General features: G+C 64.3%; 12 protein-coding genes. 8 read left to right on the top strand and 4 right to left on the bottom strand.

Annotation, left to right across the window (positions count from 1 at the left end):
- Positions 1-64 precede the first annotated feature (64 nt).
- The 3 genes from HDE78_RS13640 to HDE78_RS13650 all read right to left on the bottom strand — a co-directional run bounded on the left by HDE78_RS13640 (position 65) and on the right by HDE78_RS13650 (position 3,838).
- Positions 65-1,030: a hypothetical protein gene (locus tag HDE78_RS13640; protein ID WP_179480409.1), complete on the bottom strand. Its 966-nt coding sequence runs from the start codon at positions 1,028-1,030 to the stop codon at positions 65-67.
- Between the two features lie 126 nt (positions 1,031-1,156).
- Positions 1,157-3,154 (bottom strand): bifunctional 2',3'-cyclic-nucleotide 2'-phosphodiesterase/3'-nucleotidase, encoded by a 1,998-nt coding sequence (locus HDE78_RS13645; RefSeq protein WP_179480411.1) that lies wholly within the window; start codon positions 3,152-3,154, stop codon positions 1,157-1,159.
- 162 nt (positions 3,155-3,316) lie between these two features.
- Positions 3,317-3,838: a c-type cytochrome gene (locus tag HDE78_RS13650; RefSeq protein ID WP_179480744.1), complete on the bottom strand. Its 522-nt coding sequence runs from the start codon at positions 3,836-3,838 to the stop codon at positions 3,317-3,319.
- A 530-nt stretch (positions 3,839-4,368) separates the two neighbouring features.
- Between HDE78_RS13650 and HDE78_RS13655 the strand changes: the two genes are divergently transcribed.
- From HDE78_RS13655 to HDE78_RS13665, 3 genes are all read left to right on the top strand, one after another.
- Positions 4,369-5,625, top strand: coding sequence for an efflux RND transporter periplasmic adaptor subunit (locus HDE78_RS13655; RefSeq protein ID WP_179480413.1), 1,257 nt, complete (start codon positions 4,369-4,371; stop codon positions 5,623-5,625).
- Positions 5,626-5,764: 139 nt separating this feature from the next.
- On the top strand, positions 5,765-9,013 hold the full coding sequence (locus tag HDE78_RS13660; RefSeq protein ID WP_179480415.1) for an efflux RND transporter permease subunit: 3,249 nt from the start codon (positions 5,765-5,767) through the stop codon (positions 9,011-9,013).
- A gap of 271 nt (positions 9,014-9,284) precedes the next feature.
- Entirely contained in the window at positions 9,285-12,416 is a 3,132-nt protein-coding gene (locus tag HDE78_RS13665) for an efflux RND transporter permease subunit (RefSeq protein ID WP_179480417.1), read from the top strand.
- 66 nt (positions 12,417-12,482) lie between these two features.
- On the opposite strand, the gene HDE78_RS13670 is transcribed toward HDE78_RS13665, so the two are convergent.
- Complete coding sequence (locus tag HDE78_RS13670) at positions 12,483-13,019, bottom strand: hypothetical protein (RefSeq protein ID WP_179480419.1); 537 nt, start codon at positions 13,017-13,019, stop codon at positions 12,483-12,485.
- Positions 13,020-13,126: 107 nt separating this feature from the next.
- On the opposite strand from HDE78_RS13670, the gene HDE78_RS13675 reads away from it, so the two are divergent.
- The 5 genes from HDE78_RS13675 to HDE78_RS13695 all read left to right on the top strand — a co-directional run bounded on the left by HDE78_RS13675 (position 13,127) and on the right by HDE78_RS13695 (position 19,336).
- Positions 13,127-13,390 carry a hypothetical protein gene (locus HDE78_RS13675; RefSeq protein WP_179480421.1) on the top strand — a complete coding sequence of 88 codons (264 nt, stop codon included), beginning with the start codon at positions 13,127-13,129 and terminating at the stop codon, positions 13,388-13,390.
- Between the two features lie 38 nt (positions 13,391-13,428).
- Entirely contained in the window at positions 13,429-14,688 is a 1,260-nt protein-coding gene (gene icd, locus HDE78_RS13680; RefSeq protein WP_179480423.1) for an NADP-dependent isocitrate dehydrogenase, read from the top strand.
- A gap of 148 nt (positions 14,689-14,836) precedes the next feature.
- Positions 14,837-16,303 carry a GGDEF domain-containing protein gene (locus HDE78_RS13685; protein WP_179480425.1) on the top strand — a complete coding sequence of 489 codons (1,467 nt, stop codon included), beginning with the start codon at positions 14,837-14,839 and terminating at the stop codon, positions 16,301-16,303.
- A gap of 46 nt (positions 16,304-16,349) precedes the next feature.
- Positions 16,350-18,128 (top strand): bifunctional isocitrate dehydrogenase kinase/phosphatase, encoded by a 1,779-nt coding sequence (aceK, locus tag HDE78_RS13690; protein WP_179480427.1) that lies wholly within the window; start codon positions 16,350-16,352, stop codon positions 18,126-18,128.
- Between the two features lie 104 nt (positions 18,129-18,232).
- The gene (locus tag HDE78_RS13695; protein WP_179480428.1) at positions 18,233-19,336 is read left to right on the top strand and encodes a TraB/GumN family protein; all 1,104 of its coding nucleotides are present in this window, start codon (positions 18,233-18,235) and stop codon (positions 19,334-19,336) included.
- The last annotated feature ends 5 nt before the right edge of the window (positions 19,337-19,341 follow it).

Below are 19,341 nucleotides of genomic sequence, written 5' to 3' on the forward strand. Positions count from 1 at the left end.
AAAAAACGCGTGGCATGGTATCGGATGGCTCGCCACGGGCGACGTATCCACGCAAAAACTCGGATCAATCCGAGATCGCCAGAATGCACTCGCCCGCGCCAAAGCTGCGGCAGCAGACAGAAAATATCGAGATCTGGTGCGACTGCACAGCCGGCGTCAGCAGACCTTCCAGAAAGCCGCTTAAAAACACGCAGCCGGATTGACCGCTCTCGCTGCAGATCGGGCTGTGATGGATATGCAGCTGCTCGGCCTGTTGATCGACTTCGACCAGCAGGCCGAGCGACGGCATGCCGACGCGCTCGATCGCCTCCAGCAATCCGAGCCCGCGGCTCGAGCCGTGGTCGTGTTCGAATATCGACGCGCCCAGGCGCTGGCCCGCCAGCTGCAGCGATGACGCACGGGCGGCTTCGGCTACCGAATCTTCCAGCTTCTGCAGACGGGGGAAAATATCCGGGTAGTCGCTCAGTAACTTGGGGAGCATCTGGTCGACGGACGTGACGTCGGGGCCGAGCGGGATCATTTCGATGAAGGGCTCGATCGGAGGTGCCGTGGGCGCTGGCGCTGGTGCCGATACAAGGGCAAACGGGACATCAGCCGCCATCACCTGCGCATAGTCTGGTTCGGTCGGTAGCTCGACGGCGGTGACGACTTGGGACTCTTCGGCTGCGTCGATCGTCTCCAAAGCAGGCGCGGGCGCTTCGACAACCGTGGGTTCGACAGGCGGCTCGGTAGCCGGGGCGCCGGGCTGATACGCGATGCGGCGCGAGGCGGCGAAGTGCGGCTTCTGCACACCTTCTTCGAACGCCGATATCTGATAGCTGATGATGCGCTCCTGCGCATCCATCGCCGCTGCCAGCGCGCGCTGCTTACGCTCCGGTCCGCGCACTACCATCGTCAGCAGCACGCCGTGCTGGTCATCAGCCAGGCGCTGACGCTGCAGGGTGAACCCCTGTGAGAGGACGACGCGACCGATCTCGATCAGCAGGTTTTCGCGTCGTTCCGACAGGGCCTGGATTTCCAACGCGATCATCGGTGCCTTAACGTTGTGGTTGATCGAAGGGGTGAGTTGCCTTCAGCGAATGCCATCGGTGCCCCGCGGCCGATGAAACCCATGCCGAACAACCGTAGGCGATATGTCGCCCACGCTATCCGTCGATCACCTTTTCGACAAGTCGATCGTGTAGGTAGCCGTGCCGTCGCCGTGGTCTTGGGATAGGCGGATGTTGGTCAGCCCGGCCGCGTTCGCCACATCCTGCTTGCCGCTGGCGCCGGTGAAGACAATCGGGCCGCGGGTTTTGATTGGCGCAAACTGCCACGACCTCGCTTCGAGATCGCTCGCATCGATCCGCTTTTTCTGCTTCAACCAGTCGGCCAGAATTTCGCGTGTGCCGTCCGGCGCGGCCAGCACGATGCTGCTGCCGTCGAGGCCGGGGAAGTGGCCGCCACCGCTGGCGCGGTAGTTGTTGGTGACCACGACGAAGGGCTGTTCCGGCGTTACCGGCTTGCCGTGATAGGTCAGCGCGGTGATGCGCTGGCCGACGGGCTTCGACACGTCGATGACGTAGTGGATGCCGCCCTGGATCTGGTCGACGTTGAAACCGGGGTATTTGTCGTTGATCAGCGGCTGTTCGATGGTCTTGTTTGGGTCGATCAGATTGAAGCGCTCGGCCGATTTCTCCAGCCACGCCTTGAGGCCGGCGCCGTCGGTTTTTACGGCAGCCAGCGTGTTGGGATAGAAGTACAAATCGGCCGCCCTGCGCAGCGTCAGCGAGCCGGCGGCGACGTCGGTGTAATCGTCGGGGCCACCAAAGCCGGTGCGGAAGGCCGCGGCGCTGGACAGCACCGGCACGTCGCGCAGCTCGGGATGCGTGCGCGGCAGCTCGCGCCTCACGTAGTCGGCCTGCGCGGCGTTGACCACGGCCAGCGCGGTCATATTGCCTTCGTCGGCAAAGTAGCTGCTGAGGCGCACGCGGCTTTCGCCGATCGGCGTGTTGACGTAGGCGATGGCGGCCGCCTGGGTCTGATCGAGCAGCGGCGCGATCTGCGGATCGGCCGGCACGCACTCGGGCTTGGCCGACTTGCTGGCACCGGGGGCGGCAACGCAGATCGGCCGCACTTCGCTGTGCGAGCCGCTGCGATCGATTACCCAGCGGCCCTGCTGCCGATCGAGCGCCAGCTCGATCACGCCCAGGTCCTTGCCGAAGAAGCCGCCCATCACGGCCGGCACGCCGCGCACGAAGCCGCGCTGCGCATCGACATCTTTCATGTCGGCGTAGTGTGGGCCGGGGAATTCGGTGTGCGCGTGGCCGAGCAGCAGCGCGTCGATGCCCGGCACGCCGGCCAGGTACCAGCCGCCGTTTTCCATCGCCGGCGTGTACGGCGCGGTGTCGAGGCCGCCGTGCAGGATGGCCACGATCAGGTCGGGATGCTGCGCCTGCAGCTGGGGCAGGTATTTTTGCGCCGCCTCGACCACGCCGGTGACGGTGACCTTGCCAGCCAGATTCTGCTTGTCCCACTGCATGATCGGCGGCGGGGTGAAACCAATGATGCCGATTTTCAGCGGCACGCGGATCGTCTTGCCGTCGGCTGTGGTGGCTTCGATGGTTTTCGTCACCACCGTCCACGGTTTGAAGATGGGCTGGCCGTCGCGCGCGCTGTCGACGTTCGCCAGCACCAGCGGAAAATGCGGGCCGGCGCAGCGATCGGTGCGGCCGCCGTCGACGTTCATCGGCGTGCCGGTGGCCTGCGAGAGAAAGCCCAGGCCGTAGTTGAACTCGTGGTTGCCGGCCGTGCCGCCGTCGTAGCCGATCGTGTCCATCGCACGGTAGATCGCCAGCTCCTGATCGCAGGCGATCGGTTTGACCAGCGCCTGATAGTCGGCCAGCACGCTGCCCTGGATGGTGTCGCCACTGTCGAACAGGAAGGTGTTGGGAAATTCCGCGCGGGCGCGGCGGATCAGTGTGGCGGTGCGCTCGTAGCCCAGTGTGCTGTCCGGCTTGAGCTTGTAATAGTCGTAGCTCAGCACGTTGGAGTGCACGTCGGTGGTTTCCAGAATCGCCACCTTGGCCCGCACGCCGTCGGGCAGCTTGGTGGATTGGCTGGCGCAACCGGCGAGCAAGGCAAGAACAGCGAGAGCGACCAGACGAGACGACATGCAGTATTCCAGTAGAGGGTGGCGATGCGTGCGACCGAAGCCGGGCACCGACGCTAGCAGATGCCGATGACAGTTTCCGCGATGCGGTGCCCGACGCACATACAGCAACGCCGCCCGAAGGCGGCGTCTGTAGGTGCGATGGGGGCGGCTTGGTAATTCGGCTTACTTGGCCTGATCGACGATCCAGGTGACCGCTGCCTTGACCTGCGCGTCGGTCAGCGCGGGGTTGCCACCCTTGGCCGGCATGTAGTTGCCGTCCGGGCCGTGATAGCCCTCGATGGCATGCTTGACCAGCGTGTCCAGGCCCTCGGCGATGCGGGGCGCCCACATGGCCTTGTTGCCGACCTTGGGCGCGCCGGCGACACCGGCGGTGTGGCAGCTGGTGCACAGGTTGTCGAAGATGGTCTTGCCGTCGGTGGTGCCGCCGTAGGCCACCTGCGAAGCCGCGGCCTTGGCCGCCGCATCGGCCGCCGCCTGCATCGCGGCGCGGCCGGTATTGCCGGCATAGACGGCGCCGGCGGGCGCGATGCGATCGGCCACGGCCGCGGAGGCGTTGGGGTTGGTTTCTTTCGGTGCGTGGTCGTAGATCTCGTAGCCGGCGAACATCAGGACCAGGGTCAGCACGACCAGGCCGCCCACCATGATGACCAGCTGACGGATGGTGGCCTTGTCGGAATTGCTCATGGAACCGCTCACGCACGTACTCCTTTCAGTAGGCAGGGCGGTGAGCCAGTGCGGCTGTTCCGGCTTACCTGATGGCTGTTCTGTTGCACCGGTGGTCTGGCCAGACCTGCACTGGGGCAGCTGCAGCGCTGGCTATTGCGCGCGGTTGCCATGCTCGCTCAAAGGCAACCAGCGCAGGATTATAGACGAAGCCCGTTATAAGCGAAGCCCGCCCGGCGCATCTGCATCCACGGCGCGAATCACGCCCAAGGAACGATTTTTCGGGACCGAGCGCGCAGCGTGAACGAAGCCGCCGAAAAGAGGTCTGCAAGAAGCCGCCCCTGCCATCGGTCATGGCCGACCCCTGTCAACTGGCATTGTTCAAGCCCGCTGCACTGCACCTATCATTTCGTCCCAGTGGAGCCGCCGGTCGTCGTGCCGGCCGGGGGAGACCCGAATAGCTCCGATAAATACGCCATGCGTGCCAACCGGTGCATGGCTTTTGCCTTGTGGATCACGTTGCCGCGTTGTTTCAAGTCCAGGAGTTTCACATGTCGCGTTTTTGGAAGATCGCCCTGATCGTCATAGCTGTGATCGTGGTGGCGTTAGTGGGCTTTCGGCTGTTGCACAAACCGGCGGAGACGGCCGGTGGCCATCATCGCCGCGGCGCTGGCGCGGATGCTTCCGCGGCCAAGGGCCAGGATGCCCAGGGCGAAAAAGATGCCGCGCCGGTGCCGGTCACCGTGCAGCCAGTGGTCAGCCAGGCCGTGCCGATCTATCTCACCGGCCTGGGCACCGTGCAGGCGCTCAACACCGTGACGATCAATCCGCAGGTCGGCGGCGAGATGATGACGATCAACTTTACCGAAGGTCAGTCGGTGAAGAAGGGCGACGTGCTGGCGCAGATCGATCCGCGCACCTACCAGGCCAACTACGACCAGGCCGTGGCCAAACAGAAGCAGGACGAAGCCCTGCTGGGTACCGCGCAGAGCACGTTCAAGCGCAACCAGGCGCTGGTCGGGCAAGGCTACGTGGCAGCGCTCGACATGGACACCTACCGCAATACCGTCGCCTCGGATGCGGCCACCGTGGCCTCCGACGCCGCCGCGGTGAAATCGGCCAAGGTGCAGCTCGACTACACCAAGATCATTTCGCCCTGCGATTGCGTTACCGGCATCCGCAGCATCGATCCGGGCAACGTGGTGACCACCACCACCGCCATCGTCACGCTGACCCAGATCCATCCGATCTACGTTATCTTCTACCTGCCGGAACAGAATCTGGAAACGGTGCGCAATGCGGTCAAGGGTGGTGCCCAGCTCGCGGTGGCGGCGCTGGACAAGACCGACGCGCATCCGCTGGCCAGCGGCGGCGTGCTGCAGGTGATCGACAACCAGATCAACACCACCACCGGCACGTTCAAGCTGCGCGCGCAGTTTCCGAATCTGGACAGCAACCTGTGGCCCGGCCAGTTCGTCAACGTGCAGCTGAAGGTGAGCACCACGGCCAACGGTCTGGTGATTCCGGCGCAGGCCGTGCAGCGCGGCCCGGACGGCGACTACGTGTATCAGCTGCAGGCCGACAAAACGGTCAAGATGCAGCCGGTCACCGTGGCGAACGAAGTGGGCGCCAGCAACGTCATGATCAGCAAGGGTCTGGCCGTTGGCGATCAGGTGGTGACCGAAGGCCAGTTCCGGCTCAAGCCCGGCAGCAAGGTGCAGGCGCTCAAGCCCGGCGAAGTGCCGGCCGCACCGACCGCGGCCGAGATGCAGAAGGCCAAGCAGGGCGGTGGTCGTCGTGGTGGGTGAGGTTGAGTTGAGCGCGGGAACCGCTTTGGGTGGTTCCCCGTTCCCCGTTACTCGCGGCGTTGCCGCTCGCCCTTCGGGCCGCCTGCGGCGTTCGCGCTGCGCGCGTCCCCGCTCTTAACTGCCAACGGTCCGACGCCTCATGGGATTCTCCACCCTCTTCATCCGCCGACCGATCGCCACCTCGCTGCTGATGGTGGCGGTGCTGCTGCTCGGCATCCTTGGTTACCGCGAGCTGCCGGTGTCGGCGCTGCCCGAGATCGAGGCGCCCAGCCTGGTCGTCACCACGCAGTACCCGGGCGCCAGCGCGGCGACCATGGCGTCGCTGGTAACCACGCCGCTGGAGCGCAATCTCGGCCAGATCTCCGGCCTGTCGATGATGACCTCCGACTCGTCGGCCGGCCTGTCGACGATCGTGCTGCAGTTCGATATGGATCGCGATATCGATATCGCCGCGCAGGACGTGCAGTCGGAGCTCAATCAGGCGCGCGGCACGCTGCCCAGCACCTTGCCGTATCCGCCGGTGTACAACCGCGTCAATCCGGCCGATGCGCCCATCCTCACGCTGCAGCTGACCTCGGACACGCTGCCGCTGCGCGACGTCAACAATTATGCCGATTCGATTCTGGCGCAGAAGCTGTCGCAGGTGCAGGGCGTGGGCCTGGTTTCGATCGCGGGCAACGTGCGCCCGGCCGTACGCGTGCAGGTGAATCCGGCGCAGCTGGCCAACCTCGGTCTGACCATGGAGGACGTGCGCAACTCGCTCACCCAGGCCAACGTCAATGCCCCCAAGGGCACGCTCAATGGCGCCACGCAGAGTTACAGCATCGGTACCAACGACCAGCTGGCCACTGCGGACGAGTACAAGAACACCATCATCAGCTACAGCAACAATGCGCCGGTGCGCTTGTCCGACGTGGCCAGCGTGGTCGATGGCGTAGAGAACGATCAGCTTGCCGCGTGGGCCAACGGCAAGTCCGCCGTGCTGCTGGATATCCGCCGTCAGCCGGGCGCCAATATCGTGCAGACGGTGCAGTCGATCCGGCAGATTCTGCCGCAGCTGCAGGCCGTGCTGCCGGCCGACGTGCATCTGGACGTGTTCGCCGATCGCACCGTGACCATCCGCGCTTCGGTGCACGACGTGGAGATGACCTTGCTGATCACCATCGCCCTGGTGGTGGCGGTGATCTTCGTTTTCCTGCGCCGGCTGTGGGCCACGGTGATTCCGTCGGTGGCGGTGCCGCTGTCGCTGCTGGGTACCTTTGCGGTGATGTCGTTTACCGGCATGTCGCTGGATAACCTTTCCCTGATGGCATTGGCGGTCGCCACCGGCTTCGTGGTGGACGATGCGATCGTGATGATCGAGAACATCGTGCGCTATATCGAGCAGGGCATGGACGGCAAGGAGGCGGCCGAGGTCGGCGCCAGGGAAATCGGCTTCACCGTGCTGTCGCTGACCGTGTCGCTGGTGGCGGTGTTTCTGCCGCTGTTGCTGATGCCCGGTGTTACCGGTCGCCTGTTCCACGAATTCGCCTGGGTACTGACCATTGCGGTGGTCATCTCGATGCTGGTGTCGTTGACGCTGACGCCGATGATGTGCGCGTACCTGCTGAAGGCCGACGAGCTGCCCGACAGCGACGACGTGCACGAGCGTCACGCGGCGGCGGGCACCAAGAACCTGTGGACGCGCATCGTCGGCGGCTACGAGCGTTCGCTCGACTGGGTGCTCGACCACCAGCGCCTGACGATGGTGGTGGCCGGCATCACCGTGTTCATCACCATTATTTTGTACATCATCATCCCGAAGGGCCTGCTGCCAGAGCAGGACACCGGCATGATCACCGGCGTGGTGCAGGCCGATCAGAACGTGGCGTTCCCGCAGATGGAACAGCGCACGCAGGCGGTTGCCAATGCGCTGCGCAAGGTCGATGGCGTGGCCGGCGTGGCGGCCTTTATCGGTGCCGGTTCGGTCAACCCGACCTTGAACCAAGGCCAGCTCAGCATCGTGCTGAAGGATCGCGGCGATCGCGCCAATCTCGACACCGTCGTCGCCGACCTGCAGAACGCCGCGGCCAATATTCCCGGCGTGGCGCTGTATCTGAAACCGGTGCAGGACGTGACCCTGGACAGCCAGGTGTCGGCGACCGAATACCAGTACTCGCTATCGGACGTGAACTCGACCGAGCTGTCCGGTTACGCGAACCAGATGACCCAGGCGCTGCGCAAGCGGCCCGAGCTGGCCGACGTCGACAACAACCTGGCCGACCAGGGTACGGCGCTCAAGCTGACCATCGATCGCGACAAGGCCAGCCGCCTCGGTGTGCCGGTGCAGACCATCGACGACACGCTGTACGACTCGTTCGGCCAGCGCCAGATTTCGACCATCTTCACCCAGCTCAACCAGTACCGCGTGGTGCTGGAAGTGGCGCCGCAGTTCCGCAACAGCACGGCGCTGCTCAACCAGCTGGCGGTGAAGAGCAACGGCAACGGCGCGCTGACCGGCAGCAATGCCACCAGCTTCGGCCAGGCGGCGTCGAGCAATTCGTCCACCAGTACCGGTATCGCGGTGGCCAATACCGGCGTGATCATCGGTACCGGCAGCATCATCCCGATCGCCTCGCTGGCCAGCTCCGAGGTCACCACGGCGCCGCTGGTAGTAAGCCATTCGCAGCAGCTGCCGGCGGTGACGGTGTCGTTCAATCTGGCGCCGGGCTATTCGTTGTCGCAGGGCGTCGACGCGATTCACGAGGTGGAAAAGCAGCTGAAATTTCCGGCGCAGGTGCGCGGCCAGTTCATCGGCAAGGCGGCCGAGTTCTCCAACAGCCTGGGTGATGAGGTGCTGCTGCTGCTCGCGGCGATCATCGTGATCTACATCGTGCTGGGCGTGCTGTACGAGAGCTATATCCATCCGCTGACGATCATCTCGACGCTGCCGCCGGCCGGTGTCGGTGCCTTGCTCGCGCTGATCATCTGCGGCATGAGCCTGTCGGTCGACGGCATCGTCGGCATCGTGCTGCTGATCGGCATCGTCAAGAAGAACGCGATCATGATGATCGACTTCGCCATCGAGGCGAAACGTACCGGGCTCAACGCGCGCGAGGCGATCCGCCGGGCCTGCCTGCTGCGCTTCCGCCCGATCATGATGACCACCGCCGCGGCCATGCTTGGCGCATTGCCGCTGGCGCTGGGCAACGGCATCGGCTCGGAGCTGCGTCGCCCGCTCGGCGTGTCGATCGTCGGCGGCCTGCTGCTGTCGCAGCTGGTGACGCTGTACACCACGCCGGTGATCTACCTGCATATGGAGCGCTTCTCCGACTGGATGGAAGCGCGCCGCCAGCGGCGTGCGCTGGCCCATGCGCAAGGAAGCCGCCAGGTGCGGAGCGTGACGTGATTCCAGCGGTTCGATGGCGACCGTCCGTTCATGTGCGGACGGCACGACAGGAAAGGGGCGCGGCGCGAGCCGTTCGCCCCTTTCGCCTTGATGGTGATGCGCTGGCATGCCGCGTCATGACCGTGCCGCAAACGCCACTTTTTGCCCCACTTTTCGATTTCGGATGTTCTGTGCAAAGCGTTTTTCAGGTTCACTCTTTCTTCGACGTAGCCGCTGACCACGGCACGAATGTTCATCAGCCCAGCGCCGGCCTCGTGGGTCGCCGCGCCGCATGAATATCTCCGGGCCTTTCATCCGTCGTCCGATCGGCACGTCGCTGCTGGCCATCGGCATTTTTGTGGTCGGCGTCATCTGCTATGCCCTGCTCGGTGTGGCTGCGCTGCCGGACATCCAGGTACCGGTGATCTACGTGCAGGCCAGCCAGGCCGGCGCCAGCGCGGGCACCATGGCGTCGACCGTGGCGGCGCCGCTGGAGCGGCACCTCGGCCAGGTGACCGGCATCGATACCTTGCGCTCGTCCAGCTCGCTGGGCAGCACGCAGGTGTTCATGATTTTCGACGGCGGGCGCAATCTCGACGATGCGGCGCGCGACGTGCAGGCGGCGATCAACGCCGCGCAGTCCGATCTGCCGTCGGGGCTCAACAATCCGCCGAGTTACGAGAAGGCCAATCCGAACGACGATCCCATCATTGCCTTCGCGCTGACGTCCGACACGCAGTCGGCGCGCGATCTTTACGACGTCGCCGATTCGCTGCTTGCCCAGCGCCTGCGTCAGCTCGAGGGTGTGGCGTCGGTGGATATTGCCGGCGCATCCACCCCCGCGGTGCGTGTGGACGTGAATCTGCGCGCGCTCAACGCGATGGGTCTGTCGCCGGATGATTTGCGCAACTCGCTGACTGCCGCCAACGTCACCTCGCCGCAGGGTTTTCTGTCCGACGGCAAGACCACGATGGCCGTGACGGCCAACGACGCGCTGCACGATGCCGCCGATTTTTCCAGCCTGGTCATCTCCAACCAGAACGGCGTGGCGGTGCGTCTGTCCTCGGTGGCCACGGTGTACGACGGCCAGCAGGACGCGTATCAGGCAGCCTGGTTTCAGGGCAAGCCGGCGGTGCTGATGTACGTGTACAAGCAGTCCACTGCCAACATCATCGGGACGGTGGACAGGGTCAAGGCGGCGATACCCGAGCTGCGCGGCTTCCTGCAGCCGGGCACTAAGCTGACGCCGTATTTCGACGGCACGCCGACCATCCGTGCTTCGCTGCACGAGGTGCAGGCCACCCTGCTGATCAGCCTGGCGATGGTGGTGCTGGTGATGGCGATGTTCCTGCGCCGGCTGGCGCCGACGATGATTGCAGCGCTCGCCGTGCCGCTGTCGCTGGCCGGTGCGGCGGCTACGATGTACATCCTCGGCTATACGCTCAACAACCTCACCCTGCTGGCGCTGGTCATCGCCATCGGCTTCGTGGTCGACGATGCGATCGTGGTGATCGAAAACGTCGTGCGGCACATCGATCAGGGCATGACGCGACGCGAGGCCGCGCTGGTCGGTGCGCACGAGATCGGTTTCACCATCGTCTCGATCACCGGTTCGCTGGTCGCGGTGTTTATCCCGCTGCTGTTCATGGGCGGCATCACCGGTCTGTTCTTCAAGGAATTCACGATGACGCTGGTGGCGGCGATCGTCATATCGGCCATCGTGTCGCTGACGCTGACGCCGTCGCTGTGCGGGCTGTTCCTGAAAGGCCACAGCGAGCCGGAAAAACCGTCGCGCCTGGGTCGGGCGCTGGAGTCGATGCAGGACAAGATGCTCGCGGTCTACACGCGCGCGCTGGATTTTTCGCTGCGCCATGCGCTGATGCTTTCGCTGACGCCGCTGTTGCTGATCGTCTTCACCATTTTCATGTTCACTCAGGTCAAGGCCAGCCTGTTTCCGCCACAGGACACCGGCCTGATCCGCGGCCGCGCGACCTCGGGTGCCACGGTGTCGTTCCAGGATTCAGTCAATCGCCAGCAGCGCCTGATCGACATGCTGCTCAAAGACAGGGACGTAGCGACCGTCGGCTCGCGTTTGGGCAGCGGTCGGCAGGGCGCCAGCGGATTTTTCGATATCCAGCTGAAAAGCCACGCCGATGGCCGCAACGACGACACCTTCGCGGTGCTGGCGCGGCTCAGCGCCAAGGCCGCGCGCTATCCCGACCTCAACGTGCGCCTGCGTCCGATCCAGGATCTGCCGAGCTTCGGCGGTGGCGGCACCAATCAGGGTGCGCAATATCAGGTGTCGCTGCAGGGCGACGATCTGGCCCAGCTGCAGTTGTGGTTGCCCAAGCTGGTTACCGAGCTGCGCAAGAATCCGAAGTTGAAAGATGTCGGCAGCGACGTCGATGACGCCGGCCTGGAGCAGGACATCATCATCGATCGCGACAAGGCGGCGCGGCTGGGCTTGTCGATCGGCACGATCGATGGCGCGCTCTACGACGCGTTCGGCCAGCGTCAGGTTTCGACGATCTACTCGGATCTGAACCAGTACAAGGTGGTGATCAACGCGCTGCCGAATCAGACCGCCTCGCCAGCCTCGCTGGACAAGACCTACGTCAAGTCGAGCAGCGGCCAGATGATTCCGCTGACTGCTTTCGCGCATCAGCAGGCAGGTCTGGCACCGACCCAGGTCACGCACGAAGACCAGCAGACCACGATGGATCTTAGCTTCAATCTGGCGCCGGGCGTCAGCCAGGGCGAAGCGCTGCAGATCATCCAGGCCACCGCCAGCAACATGCGCATGCCGGGCGACATGAAGCTCAACATCGGCGGCGATTTTCGCCGCTTCCAGCAGTCGCAGAGCGGCATGCTGTGGCTGGTGGCCGCGGCGATCATCACCGTCTACATCGTGCTGGGCATGCTGTACGAGAGCCTGATCCATCCGGTGACGATTCTTTCCACCTTGCCGGCCGCCGGCGCCGGTGCGCTGCTGGCGCTGTGGATCACCGACACCGAGCTGTCGGTGATCGCGCAGATCGCGCTGGTGCTTTTGATCGGCATCGTCAAGAAAAACGCGATCATGATGATCGACTTCGCCCTGGTGGCCGAGCGCGAGCACGGCAAGAACCCGCTCGAAGCGGTACGCGAGGCCTGCCTGGTGCGCTTCCGCCCGATCATGATGACGACGATGGTGGCGATTCTGGCTGCCATGCCGATCGCGATCGGGCTCGGCGAGGGCTCGGAGCTGCGCCGGCCGCTGGGCATCGCGATGATCGGCGGCCTGCTGATCTCGCAGAGCCTGACCCTGCTGAGCACGCCGGCACTGTACGTGATTTTCTCCTGCCTGGCCGCGCACTGGAAAAGCTGGCGGGCCCGGCGGCGAGAGCGTGTGCGCTCCCGGCGGATCGTCGGCGTAAGGGGTTGAGTCCATTCAAAAAGGGCGCCGCCTTTCATGACGGCACCCGATCGGCGTGTTACCTGATTGTCCTGCTCACCATCGGTTAACCCGCCAGGGTTTATTGCTGTCGGCGGTTGAACGCTGGGAATGCGCCATCGGCGTGGCATGAAAGGGGTTTGCACCGCTGTTCGACTGCCGATTCTTGTCCGTACCGCTCCAGAACACGCCGGTTCTCAAGTGATCCGCCAGCGGGCCATCTTCTACAACGACCGCGCCAGGTGATAGCCTGTACACGGTTGCCTGGTAGTTTGACGGCAGCGCCGATGCATGGAAGCCGCTTTTGATGCCCGTCGTGATCAGCTTATGGACCCCGATCGGATCAGACCCGGTCAGATGTAAAAAATTTCCTTCCAACCCTAGAACTGGAGATGTTTGTATGAAGATGACCCGTACCCTGATCTGCGCTGCCTCGCTGGCCGCCGTCCTGTCCCTCAGCGCTTGCGGCAAGAGCGACGATTCTTCGTCGGCGCCGGCTGACTCGACCCCGCCTGCCGCTGCCACCGCCGCTCCGGCCGCCACGCCGACCCCGGCTTCCACAGCTGCAATGGCTCCGGCTTCGACCGCCGCCATGGCTCCGGCTTCCACCGCTGCGACGGCTCCGGCCAGCACGGCGGCTGCCCCGGCCAGCACCTCCACTGCCGGACACTAATTCGTCCAAGCGGTAGAGAGCTTGCTCGATGGCCGGTAATGGCCCCGACAAGCCGCTCGCAAGAAACACGAAAAGAGCGCGGTTATCCGCGCTCTTTTTTATTGGCCGCCCGGCCTCGATACGCTTGGTTGGTCATCCGCTGCACCACATGCTTCTCATTGGCGCTGACAGCGCCGTTCCCTTTGCGCAGCGCAGCAATGAACCGCCGCCTGTGGTCGGCATGGTCAGCGCGCTCCATTCGGGCGAAAATGGGCGTCTTGTGTCTGTCCGGGGCGGCGCCATGTCGTCCTGATGTTTTTGCAGGTTCCGATTCACCAGCCGGAGATTTCCATGTCTGACAACAAGCCCACGCCACCGAGCGGCGGCAGCAAGATCACCATTACCGACGGCACGCTGCATGTGCCGAACCAGCCGATCGTGCCCTTCATCGAAGGCGACGGCATCGGTCCCGATATCTGGCGCGCTTCGGTGCGCGTGCTCGACGCGGCCGTGGCCAAGGCCTACAACGGCGAGCGCAAGATCCACTGGATGGAAGTGCTGGCCGGCGAAAAGGCCTTCAACGAAACCGGCAGCTGGCTGCCCGACGAAACCGTCGAGGCCTGCCGCGAGTACCTGGTGTCGATCAAGGGTCCGCTGACCACGCCGGTCGGCGGCGGCATCCGTTCGCTCAACGTGGCGCTGCGTCAGCAGCTGGATCTTTACACCTGCCTGCGCCCGGTGCGCTGGTTCAAAGGCGTGCCCTCGCCGGTGAAGAAGCCCGAGGCGGTCGACATGGTGATCTTCCGCGAGAACTGCGAAGACATCTACGCCGGCATCGAATTCCAGGAAGGCACCGACGACGCGAAGAAGTTTCTGCAGTTGCTGCAGGACAACTTCCCCGACCGCTTCAAGAAGATCCGTTTCCCGACCACGTCCGGCATCGGCATCAAGCCGGTATCGAAGGAAGGCACCGAGCGCCTGGTGCGCGCGGCCTTCAAGTACGCCATCGACAACGACCGCAAGTCGGTGACCCTGGTGCACAAGGGCAACATCATGAAGTTCACCGAAGGCGCGTTCCGCGACTGGGGCTATGCCCTGGCCAAGAACGAGTTCGGTGCGGTCGAGCTGGACGGCGGCCCGTGGATGAGCTTCAAGAATCCGACCAACGGCAAGGAGATCGTGGTCAAGGACGTGATCGCCGATGCGTTTCTGCAGCAGATCATGACCCGCGCGGCCGAGTACGACGTGGTCGCCACGCTGAACCTCAACGGTGACTACATCTCCGACGCGCTGGCGGCGGAAGTCGGCGGCATCGGCATCGCGCCGGGCGGCAACATCAACTACGTCACCGGCCACGCGGTGTTCGAGGCGACCCACGGCACGGCACCGAAGTATGCAGGCCAGGACAAGGTGAACCCGGGTTCGGTGATTCTGTCCGGCGAGCTGCTGCTGCGTCACCTGGGTTGGAACGAGGCGGCCGACAAGATCATCGAGGCGATGGACAAGGTGATCGCGGCCAAAACGGTGACCTACGACTTCGCCCGCATGATGGACGGCGCCAAGGAAGTGAAGTGCTCCGAGTTCGGCGACGCGCTGATCGCAGCGCTCTGATCCACCGGCACGCCAGTTGAGTTGAACAAAAGGGGTCGCGTTCGCGGCCCCTTTTTTGTTGGCGCAGTGCACACGGGTCGTTTTGAATTGTACTAAGGTAATCCCAACGAGCGTTTGGGGTGAACGGACAGGAGGTGTTTGGCGCACGATGAAGTGGGTGCTGGCGATTGCGTTTGTCTTCTTGCACGTGGCCGCCATCACGCTTTGGCCGGCACACGCGATGGTGGCGTCCTATGTTTTTCTGATCGCTGCGCCGCTGCTGGGTGCGGCGATCGCGTTTCGTCGATGCCGGATTGAAGGTTTCGCTCTGTCGCGGGGCTGGAGCCTGGCGGCGATCAGTTTGCTGCTGTGGACCCTGGGCATGATCAGCAGCCTGGATGCCGACCTTTCGCTGTCCGATCCGAGCCAGGTTCCGGGCGGCAGCATGCTGCTCTATATCCTCTACGGCGTGCCGATCACCTATGCCGTCGCCACCATCGGCGTGGACCGCAGCAATGGGGTACAGCGCGGCATCGACGCGTTGCTCGCTATCGTGCTGGGTTATCTCTATTTCGTACTGACGTTTTCGTGGACCACCCTGCACGGCGTGGTGAGCAATCAGTCGGCCACCATCATTTCGTACACCTTCGATTTGGAAAACGTTTTTCTGGCAGCGACGACATGGATCCGCTACGCAGCCTCGGAAACGTCGGCCGACCGAAACCTCTTTCGCACGTTGGCAACATATTCCGGCGTGTACGGCATTTGCGCCGCGTACTACAACCACCATGTCGCGCTCGGCGTGGCGCCGGATATCGGTAGCTATTACGACGTCGTGATCGATGCGCCGTTTCTGCTGTTTGCGATGGTGGCGTGGTCGCCAACGTCCCGCGTGGAGGTAGTCCACAAAAGTTCTCTGTTCGTCCACTTCGTCCGCAGCGGCAGCCCGCTGCTGCTATCGCTATCGGTACTGACGCTGTCGCTGCTGCTGCTCTATCAGCGTCAGCACACCGATCTGGGCATCGCCGGCGTGGTCGTTGCCGTGCTCGGTTACGGCCTGCGCAGTATTCTCAGCCAGGTTCGGCATATCGAGACGGAAGACCTGCTGCGGCACGATCGCAGTACGTTGGCAGAGCTGGCCATGCACGACGCACTGACCGGCCTGCTCAATCGCCGTGCCTTCGACGAGGCGATCGAGCGCGAATGGCGCATGGTGCAGCGGGGCGATCAGGTCATTTCGCTGGTGCTCATCGATATCGACCTGTTCAAGCAGTACAACGACAGCTATGGCCATCCCGCCGGCGACGCCTGTCTGAAGCTTGTCGCGGACGAACTGCAAAAGTCGCTGCGCCCGGCCGATATCCTTGCCCGCTACGGTGGCGAGGAGTTCGTCGTCATTCTGCCGGCGGCGACGCTGGCGGCGGCCAGCGCGGTGACATTGCGCATGTGCGAGCGCATCCACGCGCTGGCGCTGCCGCATGCGGCTAGCCCCTTCGGACATGTCACGGTCAGTGCGGGCGTTGCCTGTTCGTCGCTGGCTAGGGCTGGCACGCCGGAAAGCCTGATCGACTGCGCCGATCGCGCGCTTTACGAAGCCAAGCGCCGGGGTCGTAACCGCGTCGAGCAGGCCAGCTGAGGCATCACCCATCAGTGTTCGACACGGCCAGCGCTAAACTAGCCTGATGACCCCTCCGCGCGAGCCGCCCGTTCCCGCTCTCGCCATGCCGCAAGCAAGCGCTGCGGCGGCGTTATTGGTCGACGCGTTTGCCGACTACAACGCCCGCTTTGCTGATATCACGCGTCGCGCGCAGCGGCGATTCGAGCGGCGTGACTGGCAGGGGAGCGCGCTGGATGCGCGCCAGCGGATCGATCTGTACGACAGCTGCATCCGCGAGACCCAGGGACGGCTGGACGGCCTGTTGGATGATCGCGTGCGCTCACGTCCGCTGTGGGCGTCGATGCGGCAGGCGTTTGAGCAGCAGATCGCCGGCCTGACCGACCGCGAGTTCTACAAGACCTGGTTCAACTCGCTGTCGCGCCGCCATTTTCATACGCGGGGCATTGCCTCGGATATCGAATTCGTGGCGCTGGAACGCGAGCCGGATTCCGAAGGCAGCGACGCTGCGCCGCATCGGCACTACGAGGTCGGCGGCGATCTATCTGCGGCTTGCGCGCGTCTGTTGTCGGATGCCGGCTTCGCCTTTGCCGACCGGGTTGGCTGCGCCGCTGCGTTGGCGCGCAAGCTGCAGGCGCGCCTGCAGGCCGCCGCTCTGCCGGCGGTCGAAGTCATCGATCTACTCCAGGCCATTTTCTACCGCGATCGCCGCGCCTATCTCGTCGGGCGCCTGCGCGTCGGCCATCGGCGCCATCCGCTGGTGATCGCCCTGACGCACGCGGATGACGGCGTGCGGGTCGATGCGTTGCTGACCGTGCGCGAGCAGATTTCGATACTGTTCGGCTATGCGCGCAGCTATTTTCACGCGGATATCGGCAACGTTGGCGCCGTGGTTTCCTTTGTACGCGCCTTGCTGCCGCACAAGCCGCTGGAGGAGCTCTACGCCGTGCTCGGCCGCGCCAAGCAGGGCAAGACCGAGCGCTATCGTCGTGTATTCAGCCATCTGGCCGTCCATCCGGAAGAGCGTCTGGTGCACGCCGACGGCAAGCGCGGTATGGTCATGGCGGTGTTCACACTGCGCGATCTCCCGGTGGTCTTCAAACTGATCCGCGACCGCTTTGCGTGGCCGAAGGACATGGTGCGCAAGCAGGTCGAGGAAAAATACCGGCTGGTGTTTCATCACGACCGCGTGGGCCGTCTGATCGACGCGCAGGAGTTTGGCCAGCTGCGTTTTCCACTGCGCCAGTTTGAGGAGGGGCTGCTGCAGGAGCTGCTGGACGAATGTGCGCAAAGCGTGCGCGTGGACGGCGACGATCTGGTCATCGGCCACTGCTACGTCGAGCACCGCATGCGCCCGATGGACCTGTACGTGCGCGAAGCCGAGCCGGCGGAAGCGGTGCGCGCGATGTGCGACTACGGCCAGGCGATCAAGGATCTGGCCGGCAGCAATATTTTCCCCGGCGATCTGCTGCTGAAGAACTTCGGCATCTCGCGCAACGGTCGCGCCGTGTTCTACGACTACGACGAGCTGTGCACGCTGGGCGAGTGCCATTTCCGCGCGCTGCCCAAGCAGCACGAGGACGACGAGATGCAGCCGCTGCAGGACTCGGTCTATGCCGCGCCGGACGACGTGTTTCCGGAGCTATTCGTCAACTTTCTCGGGGTGCCAAAGGTGCTGCGCGACGCGCTGATCGACGCGCACGGCGAGATCTTCGATCCGGTGTGGTGGCGCGGCCTGCAGGATCGCCTGCGCGCAGGGGATTACGTGGACGTGCCGCCGTACCCGCCAGAAGCGCGTCTGGCCCATGACGTGACGCCTGCCGATCAGCAAAACGCGCTGCGATGAGCGCAAGCGTGAATGCCGGATGTACTTCCACGCGCCGTCACGCACCTTCCAGGGAAATGGCGGTCAATACTGCAGCCCGACGATTGGCCCATCAAGGAAACTCTATGCGCGTTGTATCGGCATTCTGCCTGCTTGCTCTATCGCTCGGTGCGGCGGCGCAGACCGCGCCGGCGGCGGTGCCAGCCTCTCCCTCCAGCGTGACCAACCTCGCGGCCGTGGCGGTCAGCGGCGTGCAGCCCGGTCCGGGGCTGTGGAAAGTCAGCAAGGGTGGGCACAGCATGCTGCTGCTGGGCGTGATCTCGCCGCTGCCGCAGCTGATGCAGTGGCGCTCGGCCGACGTCGAAACGGCAATCTCCGGCTCGCAGCAGGTGCTGCAGCTGCCCGACGTCAAGCTCAAGGTCGACGTGAGCTTCGTCGGTAAACTGTTTCTGCTGCCGTCCGCCTATAGCGCCCGCAAGAATGACAACGGTGCCACCTTGCAGCAGGTGCTGCCGGCACCGCTTTACGGGCGCTGGGAGACACTCAAGCTGAAGTACATCGGCAGGGACAGCGGGATCGAGCGGTGGAAGCCGATCTTCGCCGCGCAGGAACTGTATAAAAAGGCGCTGAAGGCTAACCAGCTGAGCAAGTCCGGCGGCGTGCAGGCCAGCATCGACGCGCTGGCGAAAAAGTACAACGTCCCGGAAACCTCCACCGAATATCCGCTGGTGATCGAGCATCCGCACGATGCGATCAAGGCGTTCAAGTCGTCCGGCCTGGACGATATCGCCTGCTTCGGCCGCACGCTCGATGCGGTCGAACAGGACATGCCGGCCATGACCCTGCGCGCGAACGCGTGGGCCACCGGTGACCTGGAGGCGCTGCGCAAACTGCCCGACAGCGACCGTCGCGGCACTTGCATCACCGCCGTCACCGACGCGGACTTCGCCCACAAGCTCGGCCTGTCGGACGTGCCGGCAAAGATGGAAGCCAACTGGCTGGATCTGGCGCGCGCCGCCCTGGCAAAAAACACGCAGACTTTCGCCATGCTGCCGATCAAGGAGCTGCTCTCGCCCGACGGGTATCTGGCCAAGCTCAAGGCCGAGGGCTATCAGGTCGAAGCGCCGGATGACGGCAGCGATGACGGCGATCCGGCGGCAGCCAGTTCGGCGGCCGCGAGTCCGGCACCGCGTGCACCGGCCCCCGCCACGTCGCCAACCGGTCATTGAGCTGA

The organism is Rhodanobacter sp. K2T2 (assembly GCF_013408815.1).
In the GTDB taxonomy this organism is placed as follows: domain Bacteria; phylum Pseudomonadota; class Gammaproteobacteria; order Xanthomonadales; family Rhodanobacteraceae; genus Rhodanobacter.

Bases quoted from the DNA above. Each gene is read 5' to 3' on its own strand.
- HDE78_RS13675 (WP_179480421.1), top strand. From the start codon at position 13,127: ATGGCCGGTAATGGCCCCGACAAGCCGCTCGCAAGAAACACGAAAAGA.
- HDE78_RS13685 (WP_179480425.1), top strand. From the start codon at position 14,837: ATGAAGTGGGTGCTGGCGATTGCGTTTGTCTTCTTGCACGTGGCCGCC.
- icd (WP_179480423.1), top strand. From the start codon at position 13,429: ATGTCTGACAACAAGCCCACGCCACCGAGCGGCGGCAGCAAGATCACC.
- HDE78_RS13655 (WP_179480413.1), top strand. From the start codon at position 4,369: ATGTCGCGTTTTTGGAAGATCGCCCTGATCGTCATAGCTGTGATCGTG.
- HDE78_RS13670 (WP_179480419.1), bottom strand. From the start codon at position 13,019: ATGGCGGCGGTCGAAGCCGGAGCCATTGCAGCTGTGGAAGCCGGGGTC.
- HDE78_RS13645 (WP_179480411.1), bottom strand. From the start codon at position 3,154: ATGTCGTCTCGTCTGGTCGCTCTCGCTGTTCTTGCCTTGCTCGCCGGT.
- HDE78_RS13695 (WP_179480428.1), top strand. From the start codon at position 18,233: ATGCGCGTTGTATCGGCATTCTGCCTGCTTGCTCTATCGCTCGGTGCG.
- HDE78_RS13660 (WP_179480415.1), top strand. From the start codon at position 5,765: ATGGGATTCTCCACCCTCTTCATCCGCCGACCGATCGCCACCTCGCTG.
- HDE78_RS13640 (WP_179480409.1), bottom strand. From the start codon at position 1,030: ATGATCGCGTTGGAAATCCAGGCCCTGTCGGAACGACGCGAAAACCTG.
- HDE78_RS13650 (WP_179480744.1), bottom strand. From the start codon at position 3,838: ATGAGCAATTCCGACAAGGCCACCATCCGTCAGCTGGTCATCATGGTG.
- HDE78_RS13665 (WP_179480417.1), top strand. From the start codon at position 9,285: ATGAATATCTCCGGGCCTTTCATCCGTCGTCCGATCGGCACGTCGCTG.
- aceK (WP_179480427.1), top strand. From the start codon at position 16,350: ATGACCCCTCCGCGCGAGCCGCCCGTTCCCGCTCTCGCCATGCCGCAA.